12 protein-coding genes are annotated in these 13,644 nt (G+C 44.6%); 9 read left to right on the plus strand and 3 right to left on the minus strand.

The genetic code is table 11. The features are described 5' to 3' along the window. A partial coding sequence (locus B879_RS23260) for a hypothetical protein (protein ID WP_040401106.1) occupies window positions 1-189 on the plus strand: 189 nt, incomplete at its 5' end. Between the two features lie 657 nt (window positions 190-846). Here the strand turns inward: B879_RS23260 and B879_RS17950 are convergent. From B879_RS17950 to B879_RS17960, 3 genes are read right to left on the minus strand one after another with little or no spacing between them, the layout of a single operon-like run. Next, window positions 847-2,031, minus strand: a complete 1,185-nt coding sequence (locus tag B879_RS17950; protein ID WP_009186635.1) for an ATP-grasp domain-containing protein — start codon at window positions 2,029-2,031, stop codon at window positions 847-849. A 26-nt stretch (window positions 2,032-2,057) separates the two neighbouring features. Next, window positions 2,058-2,480, minus strand: coding sequence for a DUF2141 domain-containing protein (locus B879_RS17955; RefSeq protein WP_009186636.1), 423 nt, complete (start codon window positions 2,478-2,480; stop codon window positions 2,058-2,060). Further along, complete coding sequence (locus tag B879_RS17960) at window positions 2,477-3,550, minus strand: AMP-binding protein (RefSeq protein ID WP_040401108.1); 1,074 nt, start codon at window positions 3,548-3,550, stop codon at window positions 2,477-2,479. The genes B879_RS17955 and B879_RS17960 overlap by 4 nt, the downstream gene beginning before the upstream one ends. A 79-nt stretch (window positions 3,551-3,629) precedes the next feature. Here B879_RS17960 and B879_RS17965 point away from each other — a divergent pair, with 79 nt between their 5' ends. From B879_RS17965 to B879_RS18005, 8 genes are all read left to right on the plus strand, one after another. Continuing rightward, window positions 3,630-4,469 (plus strand): 1,4-dihydroxy-2-naphthoyl-CoA synthase, encoded by an 840-nt coding sequence (locus B879_RS17965; protein ID WP_009186638.1) that lies wholly within the window; start codon window positions 3,630-3,632, stop codon window positions 4,467-4,469. Between the two features lie 615 nt (window positions 4,470-5,084). Further along, window positions 5,085-5,777 carry an aspartate/glutamate racemase family protein gene (locus tag B879_RS17970; RefSeq protein ID WP_009186639.1) on the plus strand — a complete coding sequence of 231 codons (693 nt, stop codon included), beginning with the start codon at window positions 5,085-5,087 and terminating at the stop codon, window positions 5,775-5,777. Between the two features lie 670 nt (window positions 5,778-6,447). After that, window positions 6,448-7,335, plus strand: a complete 888-nt coding sequence (locus B879_RS17980) for a hypothetical protein (protein WP_040401112.1) — start codon at window positions 6,448-6,450, stop codon at window positions 7,333-7,335. A 41-nt stretch (window positions 7,336-7,376) separates the two neighbouring features. Beyond that, entirely contained in the window at window positions 7,377-8,219 is an 843-nt protein-coding gene (locus tag B879_RS17985; protein ID WP_009186641.1) for an alpha/beta hydrolase, read from the plus strand. Window positions 8,220-10,047: 1,828 nt separating this feature from the next. Beyond that, window positions 10,048-10,416, plus strand: a complete 369-nt coding sequence (locus tag B879_RS17990) for a four helix bundle protein (RefSeq protein ID WP_009186642.1) — start codon at window positions 10,048-10,050, stop codon at window positions 10,414-10,416. 110 nt (window positions 10,417-10,526) lie between these two features. Beyond that, window positions 10,527-11,030 (plus strand): winged helix-turn-helix domain-containing protein, encoded by a 504-nt coding sequence (locus tag B879_RS17995; RefSeq protein WP_009186643.1) that lies wholly within the window; start codon window positions 10,527-10,529, stop codon window positions 11,028-11,030. Window positions 11,031-12,174: 1,144 nt separating this feature from the next. Continuing rightward, window positions 12,175-12,573, plus strand: coding sequence for a nucleotidyltransferase family protein (locus tag B879_RS18000; protein WP_009186644.1), 399 nt, complete (start codon window positions 12,175-12,177; stop codon window positions 12,571-12,573). Window positions 12,574-13,358: 785 nt separating this feature from the next. Further along, a partial coding sequence (locus tag B879_RS18005; protein ID WP_040401114.1) for a hypothetical protein occupies window positions 13,359-13,644 on the plus strand: 286 nt, incomplete at its 3' end.

Genomic DNA, 13,644 nt, shown 5'->3' on the forward strand with positions numbered 1-13,644 from the left:
GCAGAGCGGGAAAATAAGAGCCAAGTAAAAAGGAAAAAGGAAAAAGGTTTGGAACTTGGATGGTTCGGAGGTCTTGTTCTGTATGGGGATCAGGACGCAGAAGGCGTCCAATACCGAAGGTTATTTACCCCGGGTACAACCCGGTGGCTGAAGCCGGTTTTATGTCCCCTGTCCGCCCAACTCCGGTAGGAGTTGAATTTAACCACCGATGGATGAGGTGTGATAATGTAGAATGATGAATGAAAAGTGAAGAATGAGGAGCTTGCAAGGTTGAATTTTTCATCATTAAGGTTGGCGCACATTGCGAAAAACTTTGGGGTCATTGCGGTTAAAAAATGAGCTGAAAGCTCAATTACCAGTGGTCCCGCGGCACAGCCACGGGACAACGGGAGAGCGGAAAGCTCAATGACCAGTGGTTCGACAGGCCAACCAATCATTGTTTGGCAGTCCAACAAATCATTGTTTGGCAGGCTCACCAACCGTGGTCCCGCGGTGCAACCGCGGGACAACTGTGAGAGTCCAAGTCCGAAGACTTGAACTATAAGTCCGAAGACTTGAACCATGAACACTCCGAAATGCTTCGGAGCAAGCTGAACCAATGAAATCTCCGAAATACTTGAGAGCAAGCTGAACCCCGAACACCTTAACCGTTAACTCGTTAACCGTTAACCCTGAACTCTGAACCTATTTTGTTCAAACGTTCATTGTTCAATTGTTCATTGTTTTTCCGGTTTTGTAGAATATTCTTGATGCTTTTGAACCCTCCGAAATGCTTCGGAGCAAGCTGAATCAAGGTAATCGCCAAGGCACAAGCCTTGAACAACTTTTGCCCCTCCCCAAGGCCAACTACTTCGAAAACTCCTTCAACACCATGTACTTGGTCAGGTCGGAGTGGAGGATTTCGGTCAGTTCGCCCTCATTGCTCTTGCTGGTCTCGGTAAACAAAAAGCCAAAAACCCCATATTGACCCATATTGACCTTCCTTACATGTAGGGGATTTTCGAAATCTTGAGCCAAAGCCTCAAAATCAAAATAGGCAATGGCATCCATGGGCACCGCACTCTGATTGTCCAAGAGGATCAAACTGTACTGCTTGTCTTTTCTATTGGCAAAAACCTCTGCCCAATCTGGTTTTTTGGACTGGAAGAAAAATTCATAAGAATTGACCCCATAGGCAAACCAAGTGAGGTCGGCAGTGGTGCACCAACCTCCAAAACGCATGGGATTGACCTCAATGGGAATGATTTTTCCCGGTGCAGTTTCCCGGATTTCAATATGCAAAGGGAAATTCCTCAGGTCTATCTGCGCTCCAATACCCTCTAAAAAGTCCATGATGGCCGGACTGAGCCTTTGGATGATTTCCTCCGAACTGCTGTACACCCGGTCACTGACATCTACTTCAGATTTGAAGACATGGTGGAGTACATTGAGGATGACCGGTTGGCCCTTCCCATCAAAGTAACAGTCAAAGGCATATTCCTCTCCCAAGATATATCCCTCCAAAATCATTTCGGTCTGACTGACCACCTCCTCCGGGTACAGGGTACTGGTCTTTTGGATCTGCTCCTGAATGCGCTTGACCACGCTTGGCCAATCTTCGGCCCTATCCACCTTATGGACAGCAATGCTGAAAAAGCCAACCGCAGGCTTGATGATAAAAGGATAGGGAAACTGACTGATGTCCATGTTTTCCAGTTCGCTCAACTGTGCCGTCTTGAAAAAATAATCGGGATAAAGCTCCTGCACCAATTGACGGAACTGGTATTTATTTTTGAACACCCTGATCTTTTCCATTAATGGGCTATCAGGGAGGTATTTCTGTATCCAGGCAATGCTGTTTTCCGAATTGGTGTACACCGGGGTAATCGGGTTTTCCTGTATTATTTTGACAGCTTCCTCCGATTGGATCCAATTTACGGCATAGCCATCCATAATGGACTGGGCCTCAGGGGTAGCAATGACGGGGAATTGGTTGCGGGAAACGGTTTCTTTCAGAAAATCAGAAACAAAAGGGTAATCCAATAAAATCATGTAGTAGAAATTTTCCGCAATTTAGCTTAACGCAAATCTATCTCAACATGATTTTTACCAGCGGTGACTTTAAATGCAGCTTTTTCAAAACTGGGTGGACCAAAGGTGCCGGTGGCATTGTTGGAAAAGCCATAGCCATCCCGGGGGACCCCAAAAGCATTGGTTCTTAATTTGCCTGTATTTTGGCTGTCGTGGAAAACAGAAAGGGCATAAGTGCCCTCCGGAAGGTTTTCAAAGGTGATTTTGGCTTTGCCATTTTCTATTTTGACAGAAGCATTGCCATGGGCTTTTTCCACCACATCAGGAAAACCCTCAGGGCCCTTAAAGAGCAGCACACGGACAACACCCTGATTATTTTTCACATTATTGACGGTGAGTTGCAGGGTATTGTCTTCCTTGGGCTGGAATGCAAAAGCGAATAGGGTCAAAATCAATATAAACAGTTTCATAAGCAATGTTTAAAGGTTTCTGGTCTGTTGATTTTACCTGAGGGGGTCCTGATAAATGCCTTGGCATACAGGATTTCTTTAGGCAAATGGTACCTATTGAACAGGGTTTTCAGTACTTCCTGCAATTCCTGTTCCTTTTCTTCCTGTATACGCTGTTCTTCTATAATCAGTACCAGTTTTTGCCCTAATTTTTCATCTGCTTTCCCATACAGGAAAAAGTTTTGATGGCCAAAAATCCGCTCAAAAGGGACTGCCATTTTTGGTTCCATCCCTTCGGGCTGCAGTTTGATGCCCCCGGAGTTGATGGTGAAATCCGACCGGCCCAACCATTTAAAACTCTTGTCATCGACCATTTCCACCAGGTCATTGGTCTGCAAGGTTTTGCTTCCTGCCATAGGGGCTTGTATACATAGCCTTTGTTGGGCATCGGTACCGATTTTCACTCCCGGCAACACCTGATAGATCAATTCCTCCCCTGTAATCTTGGCCAAGGCGATATGGGAGACGGTTTCCGTCATGCCATAGGTCTGATAGGCCTGTATGTCCTCCTGTAAGATTTTTTTTATCAAAGCAGGAGAGGAAGGCGCCCCGCCAATGATCAAGTTTTTGATCTTTTTCAATATGGCCTGGCTTTGGCCATTGGCAAGACAGGCACTGACCTGCATGGGCACCATGGCGACAAAATCAAAATTAATGGTTGGGGTATCCAACAAAGGATTTTCCGAGGGCTTTACCAGATACAGGTTGGCCTCCCATTCCAAAGCCCTGACCAGCATCATCTTTCCTCCTATCATCCAGGTATTCAGGCAGCAAAGGAGTGGGGAACCCTTAGAGATATTAAAAAAGTCCCGGGTAGCTGCGGCGGAAATTTCCATTTGTGTCCGATGGACCAAGATGTCTTTAGGGGCACCTGTAGAACCAGAGCTTGGTAATTCAAAGCTTTGATTCCCCTGCAACCATTGTTGGCAGAAGGTCAGGGCCTGATGGAAATAGGGGTCTGCTTCCTTCCAATGGCCTTGGAGGAGGTCTGTTTTGGTATAGGTTCTGTTTTCGATGATGATTTTGCCCATAATGATCATTCCCGCTTTAAAATTCAACAAAATTCCTGGAAGGCTGTTATCTTGCAGGGAAATTTTAAATCAAATTAAGATGGAGATCAACTGGAAAACTGTCAAAGAATACGAAGATATCACCTATAAAAAATGCAACGGCGTGGCCCGGATTGCTTTTAACCGTCCTGAGGTCCGCAATGCTTTTAGACCGAAGACCACTTCTGAACTTTTGGATGCATTCAAAGATGCCCACGAAGATACCAGCATTGGGGTGGTCCTATTGTCAGGAGAAGGACCTTCCCCCAAAGACGGGGTGTATGCTTTTTGTTCGGGCGGTGACCAGCGTGCCAGGGGCCATCAGGGTTATGTAGGGGAAGACGGTTACCATAGGCTGAATATTTTGGAAGTGCAGCGTTTGATCCGCTTTATGCCCAAGGCTGTCATCGCGGTGGTGCCCGGTTGGGCAGTGGGCGGTGGCCATAGCTTGCATGTGGTCTGTGACCTGACCTTGGCCAGTAAAGAACATGCCATTTTCAAGCAGACGGATGCCGATGTGACCAGTTTTGATGCGGGGTATGGATCTGCCTATTTGGCCAAAATGGTGGGGCAAAAGAAAGCCAGGGAGATTTTCTTCTTAGGAAGGAATTACTCTGCCCAGGAAGCTTTTGAGATGGGCATGGTGAATGCAGTGATTCCCCACGAGGAGCTGGAGACCACGGCTTATCAATGGGCGCAGGAGATTTTGGACAAGTCACCTACTTCCATCAAGATGTTGAAGTTTGCCATGAACCTGACTGATGATGGGATGGTGGGGCAACAGGTATTTGCCGGGGAAGCTACCCGATTGGCCTATATGACCGAAGAGGCGAAAGAGGGCAGGGATGCTTTCTTGGAGAAGCGCAAGCCTAACTTCAGGAAGATTAAGTGGATTCCGTAAGAAGGGGAGAGTGAGGAGTGAGGAGTGGAAAGTGATGAGTTAAGAGTGAAAAGTTGAAAATGTAGAATGAAGAATTAGGAATGATTTAAGTGCCAAGGCAAAAGGCAAAAGGAAAAAGGGTTGGAGCTTGGTGAATTTGGGAGATTGGTTCTGTATGGGGGGTAGGACGCAGAAAGCGTCCAATACCAAAGGTTATTTACCCCGGGTTGCTACCCGGTGGATGAAGCTGGTTTAAGTCCCCGGTCCGCCCAACTCCGGTAGGAGTTGAATTAAACTTGGAGATATGGACGATGATTTTTTGAACCACGCCTGCCTGCTGCAGCCACGAATTACACTAATTGCACGAATATTATTGATTTTGACCTTGTAAATCTTCTTTGAGCGCTTTATTAAACCCAAACCATCAAAGGAAAAAAGAATTTGGCGCAGGGCTTACGAATTTCCGCTAATATTGTTGATACTGGACCTGCTACATTTGATTGGACATTAACTTAAGGGTGCTTCTTGTTTCCTTTGCGAAAACCTTAGCGTCCATCGCGGTTAAAAAAATGAGCTTCCCTTTTTTATGTACCAAAAATCACTGGCATAATTAAAATAAATCACTTTTTTCAAATCATGAAACTACTTGGTCTGATCGGAGGCACTTCCTGGCACTCCACCATTGAATATTACAAACTCATCAACGAACTGGCAGGGGAACGTATGGGGCATGAACAGAATCCCGCTTTGTTGATCTATAGTCAGAATATCCAGTTGATGCGGGAACAGGATAAGGAGAAAATCAACCGCACTTACCTAGACATATCCCAGAAACTCGAATCCGCCGGGGCAGCCGGAATCCTTATCTGTGCCAATACCCCTCATATGGTGTATGACTTCGTGCAACCTCAAATCGGAATTCCCATTCTGCATATCGCGGAAGCCATAGGGAGAAAAGCAAAAGAAAAGGGACTGCAAACCCTGGGTCTTTTAGGCAACCGACCGACCATGACGGGTAATTTTATTCCTTCTTACCTGAAGAAACATTTTGACATCAAAACTTTGATCCCCGATCCCGAATATATCGATCAGTCCCATTATTTTGTGTCTAAGGAATTAACACTTGGCAAGTTTACGGAGAAGGCGAAGGCTTTTTATCAGGATCAGATGAAGTTCCTTGCTGACAAAGGAGCGGAAGGAATGATTATGGGTTGTACAGAACTCCCACTGTTGATCAAAGAGGAAGACTCCCCCTACCCACTGATTTCAACGACACAGCTGCATGCAGAAATGGCGGTTGATTTTATTTTTGAAGACAAAGAAGAATGAAGAGTGAAGAATGTAGAATGAAGAATTAGGAGTGATGAATGGGTTGGAGCTTTGAAGGTTTGAGGAGGGTGGTTCTGAAGAAAAAAGATTTTTTTGATTACACCGAGAGCCACTGAGGAGGCACAGAGATTCACAGAGAAAAAGAGATGAATATCTCAGAAGGGTAAAAAGAGAAAAAGGCTTGTCCTTGTCACCTCGACGGTAGGAGAGGTCTTTAATGTAGAATGAGGAATTAGGAGGACCGAACCTGTCTATCCGCCAGGCAGGCGTTAAGAAAATGTCCAGTGGTCATTTTAGTGAGGGGCCAGGTTGCATGGGGGACTGGCCGTTAATAAAATATCCAGTGGGTATTTTTAGGCCAGGGCCAGGTTGTAGGGCGGGATTAATAAGACCCAAGGCAAAAGGCAAAAGGAAAAAGGGTTGGAGCTTGGAAGGTTAAACTTTTCATCATTAAAATTGGCGCCCTCTGTGAAACCTTTGGGTCCATTGCGGTTTAAAAAAAAAGCTGAAAGCTCAAATACCAATGGTTCGACAGGCTCACCAACCGTGGTCCCGCGGTGCAACCACGGGACAACGAGCGGGACAACGGATTTTGCTGGAAAATATAGTAAGATATAAAATCTTAGTTTATTTAATTTTTCATTATCTTTCTATTAATAAACCAGCAAGTATGAAAATCCGCTTTGTCCTTTTTACCGCCTTTTTCCTGGCATTTTGCTTTTTACCAGAAAGTACTGCATTTGCCCAGGAAAGTCAGGAGGAAATTCCCGTCTACCGCATCAAGACCAAAGATGGGAATGAGTTCATCGGTCAGATCACATGGGAAGATGCGGATAAAATCATGCTCAATACCGAAAAATTCGGCGAAATCACCATTCAAAAAACAGATATCCAAAGTAAGAGGCTGATCAGTGGCAGTCGGGTAGTGGACGGGGAGTTGTGGCTTGACAATCCCCAGGCCACGCGTTACTTTTTCTCTCCCAATGGCTTTGGCATCAGAAAAGGGGAAGCTTATTATCAGAATGTTTGGGTGTTTTTCAACCAATTTACTTTAGGTGTTTCGGACAATTTCTCCATTTCCGCGGGAATGGTACCGCTTTTTTTATTCGCCGGGGCGCCAACACCTGTTTGGTTGAACCCTAAGTTTTCTGTTCCCGTGGTCAAGGACAAATACAATGTGGGTGCAGGTGCCTTACTGGGTACGGTACTCGGTGGAGGAGGGGCCTTCGGCATCCTGTATGGGGTGAATACCTTCGGCAATAGAGACAAAAACATCACCTTAGGCCTGGGTTGGGGTTTCTCCGAGGGCCAGATAGCCAGTTCCCCGACGGTCACCTTAGGCGGAATGATCCGGACAAGTCCAAAAGGCTATTTCCTCACAGAAAACTACATCATCAGCACTGGGTTTGAGACATTCGGTCTGATCTCCCTGGGAGGAAGAAGGCTGATCAATAATGTGGGCCTGGACTATGGATTGATTGTCCCTGTCAATTCCTTTGCCGATGGCTTCTTTGCAGTACCTTGGTTGGGCTTTACAGTTCCCTTAGGTAAAAATTAAGTACCATTTGCGCAGGTCTGTTTTTCGCATTAAATTCCCCCATGAAGCACTTTGAAACCACATACACAGCTCCGGATAAGGTCAGCCTTTACCTGCAGGCCTGGCTGCCCGAAGTCCCACGGGCTTCCATGCTATTGGTGCATGGATTGGCTGAGCACAGCAGCAGGTACCTGCATTTTGCCGATAAACTGGTAAAAGCGGGTATAGCGGTTTTTACCTTTGATGGTAGGGGACATGGGAAATCAGCTGCTGCTTATCCGACAGCCTATTTCAAAAATTACCAATCCTATCTCGGTGATATCGATGCCTTGTATAAAAAGGTACAGTCCTATTATCCCGGATTGCCCAGTTTTTTGTTTGGTCACAGCATGGGAGGAGGTTTGGTCGCAGCCTTCGCCCTGGGTTATCAACCGCAGACACAAGGTGTCATTTTGAGTGCGCCCGCCTTACAGCCCTCCGATGATATTTCACCATTATTGATTAAGGTATCCGGGATGATCAGTGCGCTGGCACCCAAACTCAAAGTGCTCAAACTGGATAGCCGAAAAATTTCCCGGGATCCCAAGGAGGTGATGAAATATGATGCGGATCCTTTGGTCTATCATGGACCAATTCCGGCACGGACGGGCCATGAACTCTTGCGGATGATGCAGGGTATCAAGGCAAGGGTGGATGGTTTTAAGTATCCTGTACTCCTGCTTCACGGTTCGGATGATCAATTGACCGATCCCAAGGGTACTGAATTTTTCTTCCGCAACATTGGCTCTGAAGACAAGACCTTCCACCGCTACCCAGGTCTTTACCATGAACTGATCAATGAATATGAGAAAGATGTGGTGATGGAGGATGTGCTGAAGTGGATGAGTGAGAAGATGGAAATGTAGAGTGATGAGTGAGGAATGTAGAGTGATGAATGTAGAATGATGAGTGAGAAGATGGAAATGTAGAATGAAGAATTAGGAATGAAGAATGGGTTGGAGCTCGGAAGTTTTTGGGGTCTTGTTCTGAAGGAAAAAGATTTTTTTTTGATTACACCGAGAGCCATTGAGCCTGCAGCCGGCAGGGGAGGCACAGAGATTCACAGAGAAAAATGGATAAATATCTCAGAAGGGTAAAAAGAGAAAAAGACTTATCCTTGTCACCTCCCTGCCCGTTCCGTTCAGGCGGGCCTGCCCGCTGCAGGCGGGGACGAAGGAGAGGTCTAACAAGTGAGTAATGAAGAATGGGGAAGCTTGGAAGGTTTGGGAGATTGGATTTGTATGGGGGTGCGAATTGTGCCAGAGGCACAACCTATTGTTAGCATAAAAGCGATAACCATTCCCATCCGTCCTGTAAGGACGGCCGATGTAATCTAGGTTGTCAATTTCTGCCACGCTTGTGCGACTGTGGCGTAGCGGACATGTGTCGTGGTTGGAGCTTGGTAAGTTTGGGAGGCTGGTTTTTTATTAGTCCAAGTCCGAAGACTTGAACTAAGAGCCTGAAGACTTGAGCTAAGGTTGTTAGCCACTAATACACGAATTTGCACAGATTGGCTTAGTTTGAAGTTTTGTACGGATCTTGATGTTTTTCTGTGATCAAAGTCAACATGGGAAAAAAGAATTTGGCGCAGGGCTTACTAATTTCCACTAATTTCGAGCTGTAAATGCACTCCTTTCTTTTTCATTACAGATAGAACTATGGTTAAAGAACAGCCCCAACAGGGCTGAACCCTTATTAGCCCCAGGTTCAATGCGATGGCCAATTGGGAGGGTAGGAACCTGGGGTTAATTGCGGTCACCACGATCCCAGAGCCTGCCTGACCGGCAAAGGCAGGGCGGCCTCCCTATTGGGAGGCAGGCGCAAGATTCCTTTGAAAAAATGACTAGCCTCACGCCGCCGAAATGAAACCGAACCGCATTAGATTTAAGAATGATGAATGAAAAGTGAAGGATGGGTTTAATAGCCAAGGCAAAAGGCAAAAGAGCCAAGTGGGAGCTTGGAAGGTTTGGGAGTCTTGTTCTTTTTAAGAAATGGAATTTTTGAACCACGATTTCGAAGACATTTTCAAAGTAACGTTAAGTAGCTAACTTTAGATAAGCGTTGGTGAGTATTAAAAGAATCCCATAACATTGAAACCTAAATCTATTTAGTAGATCAGGGGAGGAATGACGACGGACCGGGCCGGCTCCGGCCTTGCGGGCTGATAGGATTCCGTCGTCTTGACTTTTTTGGTTACTTTTTGTGTCAAGACAAAAAGTGACTAAAGAAAATAACCTTAATCATCTACCAATTTGGGTTGATTCAGAACTTTCGTTTTATTAACATTAGGTTTAAGTTAGATGGAATTACACAAATTACCTGGATTTTGAGGTTGTTAGGGGTTTTACCTTTTTTCTAATCAAACCACCCACAATCACTGATTTACAGGGCTAAAAACATGCGCTTTATTTGTTGATTTTTGTTTTGTGTCCATAGACTTTGAAAAAAAATCCAAATCTCTTGCATAAGTCCAAGCACCGAGTAAATTTGTTACTCGTGAGTAAGATTTTTACTCAATTTTTTGCTAGGTCTGGATGGGACTGAAAGGGCGAAGCCGTTTAGAATGTAGAGTGATGAGTGATGAGTGAAAAAATGTTGTCATGGTTGTCGTTGTTGTCGGGTTAGAGCTTTTAAAATAGACGATACTTTACAAACATAAATTAGATTGATTTTTAACAAATAAATTACTGTTTTATGAAATCTTACAAAGACCTGGAAATTTATAACCTTTCCCTTGATCTATTCTTTCAAACCCACAGCTTTTCCCTGAAAATGCCGAATTACGAGAAGTTTGAATTGGGAAGTCAATTAAGGAGATCTTCAGATTCTATTAATTCCAACATTGTAGAAGGATACGGTAGGAAAAGATATAAACAGGATTTCATCAAATTTTTGGTGTATGCCCATGCAAGCAACTTGGAGACAGTCAATCACCTTTTTAAAATATCTAGGTTATATCAAGAATTATCAGAAGAAGCCAACCAACTTATTCAAAGTTATGATGCCTTAGGTATCAAGATCCATAACTTTTTGGAATATGTCGAAAACAACTGGAGAACATAATTTAAAAAAGCTCTTCTATTTTGTAGGTTCTAACCATGACAACCTGACAACTTGACAACCACAAGTTTTTTTACGAAAACACTATTTCTTTTTATCCCCCTCCCCACAAATTGCTAGACTCCCTCGTCACTTCCAAAACCCGCATCAAGCTCCTGCTGAAGTTTTTTGCCCATAACAATTCAGGCTACCTGCGCTCGCTGGCCAAGGAGTTTGATGAGTCTACGAACTCGGTGCGTGTGGAACTCAACCGCCTGACGGATGCAGGATTGCTGCAGTCCGGGGAGAATGGGAAAACCAAACTCTACCGCGCCAATGAATCCCATCCTTTTTACCAGGAAATCAGGAACATGGTGTCCAAGTTTCTGGGCCTGGACGAACTCCTGGAAAAGGTGGTCATGCGCATGGGTAATGTGGAAAAAGCTTATATCGTAGGAGATTATGCGCAGGGCATAGATTCCGGGACGATTGAAATGATCTTGGTGGGACAGGACCTGGACCTGGAATATTTAGACTTTTTGACCGAGAAGACCTATGAAAAACTCAAAAGGAAAGTGATGGTGCAGGTGGTGGTGGAGGATCCGGAGGAGGTGAGTGGGTTTCTGGTGTATGGGTGATGGGAGTGGAGAGTGGAGAGTGAGGAGTGGAGAGTGATGAGTGGAGAGTGAGGAGGGGAAAGGGATGAAGAGTGAATGAAATGGAGGTTGTCGGGTTGTCATGGTTGTCAAGTTGTCTGGTTGGAGCTTTGAAGGTTTGAGGAGGCACAGAGGTTCACAGAGAAAAAGGGATGAATATCTCAGAAGGGTAAAACGAGAAAGTGGCTTATCCTTGTCACCTCCCTGCCCGTTCCGTTCAGGCGGGGACGGTAGGAGAGGTCTATCGCCATGTGGAGTGTAGAGTGTAGAGTGTAGAGTGAGGAGTGGAGAGTGTAGAGTGATGAGTGGAGAGTGTATGAAATGGAGGTTGTCATGGTTGTCAAGTTGTCTGGTTGGAGCTTGGAAGGTTTGAGGAGGTTGGTTCTGAAGAAAAAAGATTTTTTTTGATTACACCGAGAGCCACTGACCCGCCTGCAGCCGGCCAGGGGAGGCACAGAGGTTCACAGAGAATAAGGGATGAATATCTCAGAAGGGTAAAAAGAGAAAAAGGCTTATCCTTGTCACCTCCCTGCCCGTTCCGTTCAGGCGGGGACGGTAGGAGAGGTCTATCGCAATGTGGAATAATGAGTAAGAATTTTGAAATGTATAATTAAGAGTATATGAAATCGGGGTTGTCAAGTTGTCTGGTTGGAGCTTTGAAGGTTTGGGTGGATTGTTTTGTATGGGGATTAGGACGCAGAAAGCGTCCAATACCGAAGGTTATTTACCCCGGGTCTGTACCCGGTGGTTGAAGCTAGTTTCAGTCCCCGGTCCGCCCAACTCCGGTAGGAGTTGAATTTAACTGGATAATTGGTTGAAAAGCTTCGCTTTTTGAATATTAACCACAGATAAATGAGGATGGACACAGATGGAAAAGCTTCGCTTTTGGATATTAGACAGATGGAAGGGGATGAACATTGATAGCAACAATGACCGCTCTATTTCGCTAAAACGGAACACGTTAACCGTTAACAGTTAACCGTTAACCGTTAACCGTTAACCGTTAACGCTGAACCCTCCGAAATGCTTCGCGAAATTTGCAATTTCGTGATGCGATAAAGCGGATTTTTAATCCGCAAACAGAGAATAAATAGATTCAGTATTTTTTTTGTAATTTATGTTTTAAATGAAAGGTGAAAAATATTCCATAAAGAAGCAGAAAGTCCAAAAGGTCAATGAACCTTTAGCCATGGCTTATGATGTTTCTCAGGATGTGGAGTTACCTGGATTTTTAGAGCAACACAGAGAAGAATTAATCGATTTGTGTAAAAAACACTATGTGGAACGAATGTTTGTTTTTGGATCTGTTCTAAATGAAAATTTTTCGTCAGAAAGTGATGTAGACTTTTTAATTAAAATCAAGGAAGTACCTGTTGATGTTTACACGGATTCTTTTTTTGAGATTTACGAGGGATTACAAAATATCTTAAATAGAAAAGTTGATTTGCTCACAGAGCAATCAATAAGTAATCCATATTTTTTGGAAGAGATCAATAGAACAAAGACTTTGATATATAGTGAATAAAGTAAAGAAACTATTACACGATATAAGATAGTCGATTGATTCCATGTGATACATGCCTATGATGATGTTGACACTATTGTAATTTGGGGTATTTTACAAAGTGATTTACCTGAACTTAAAAAGTAGGTTAAAAACATCCTTGAGCGATCTTTACTTTAGAAGCTTTTAAGGTGTGGGGGGTATAGTTCAGTTGAAGGGTCCAAGCCCACCTTCATCGGGCAGCTCTGAAGACTTGAACCTGGTTTTCTGGATGGGATTGGAACGCAGATGACGCGGATTTGGCGGATTTTCGCGGATTAAATTGAACCACTGATGGATTATGATGAACGCGGATAAAAAGTCCACGAATTATACACCTAGCTGCAGGCAGGAATTTCACAAATAACCTTGATTTTGAGGTTGTTAGGAATCTTGGGCTTTTTCTGTCAGCATAGCGGCATGGGTAAGAAAATTAGGCGCAGATAAAAAGCTCCGCTTTTGGATTTTAACCACAGAACTTGTCCCGCAAGGCGGGATGAATGATGATGAACACAGATAGCAACAATGACCGCTCTATTTCGCTAAAACGGAACACGTTAACCGTTAACCGTTAACTTGTTAACCGTTAACCGTCAATGCTGAACCCTCCGAAATGCTTCGGAGCAGGCTGAACGCTGAACACGTTAACCATTAACTCGTTAACCGTTAACTTGTTAACAGTTAAACCGTTAACGCTGAACACGAAATCTTTTACCTTTCCCCTTTTACCTTTCCCCTTTAACCTTTAACCTTTTCCCTAAAAATTAATGCCCCGCATTCTCCTCATCATCCTCCTTTTTACCATCGTCCTTTTCCAGATTCCGGGAGAGAAGGTGCCGGTGAATGAGGGGACTTATGGGCATGGAATTTTCTTCCGGCAGGTGGCCATAGAGTTTGTGGATGTGATCGATGAGGACAGTTATAATATCTGGCAACTCCAACATATCCTGCCCTTTGCCCTGGTGCATGTGGTGTATGTGCTCCTGGGGTTTGACCTGGAACCCGGACCCCTGCTGAGCGGGATGCTGATCCTCAACTTCCTGTTATTGGGAC

The sequence above is a fragment of the Cecembia lonarensis LW9 genome, assembly GCF_000298295.1.
In the GTDB taxonomy this organism is placed as follows: domain Bacteria; phylum Bacteroidota; class Bacteroidia; order Cytophagales; family Cyclobacteriaceae; genus Cecembia; species Cecembia lonarensis.

Coding starts and splice junctions, on each gene's coding strand:
- B879_RS17980 (WP_040401112.1), top strand. CDS start 6,448: ATGAAAATCCGCTTTGTCCTTTTTACCGCCTTTTTCCTGGCATTTTGC.
- B879_RS17960 (WP_040401108.1), bottom strand. CDS start 3,550: ATGGGCAAAATCATCATCGAAAACAGAACCTATACCAAAACAGACCTC.
- B879_RS17965 (WP_009186638.1), top strand. CDS start 3,630: ATGGAGATCAACTGGAAAACTGTCAAAGAATACGAAGATATCACCTAT.
- B879_RS17970 (WP_009186639.1), top strand. CDS start 5,085: ATGAAACTACTTGGTCTGATCGGAGGCACTTCCTGGCACTCCACCATT.
- B879_RS17990 (WP_009186642.1), top strand. CDS start 10,048: ATGAAATCTTACAAAGACCTGGAAATTTATAACCTTTCCCTTGATCTA.
- B879_RS17950 (WP_009186635.1), bottom strand. CDS start 2,031: ATGATTTTATTGGATTACCCTTTTGTTTCTGATTTTCTGAAAGAAACC.
- B879_RS17985 (WP_009186641.1), top strand. CDS start 7,377: ATGAAGCACTTTGAAACCACATACACAGCTCCGGATAAGGTCAGCCTT.
- B879_RS18000 (WP_009186644.1), top strand. CDS start 12,175: ATGAAAGGTGAAAAATATTCCATAAAGAAGCAGAAAGTCCAAAAGGTC.
- B879_RS17955 (WP_009186636.1), bottom strand. CDS start 2,480: ATGAAACTGTTTATATTGATTTTGACCCTATTCGCTTTTGCATTCCAG.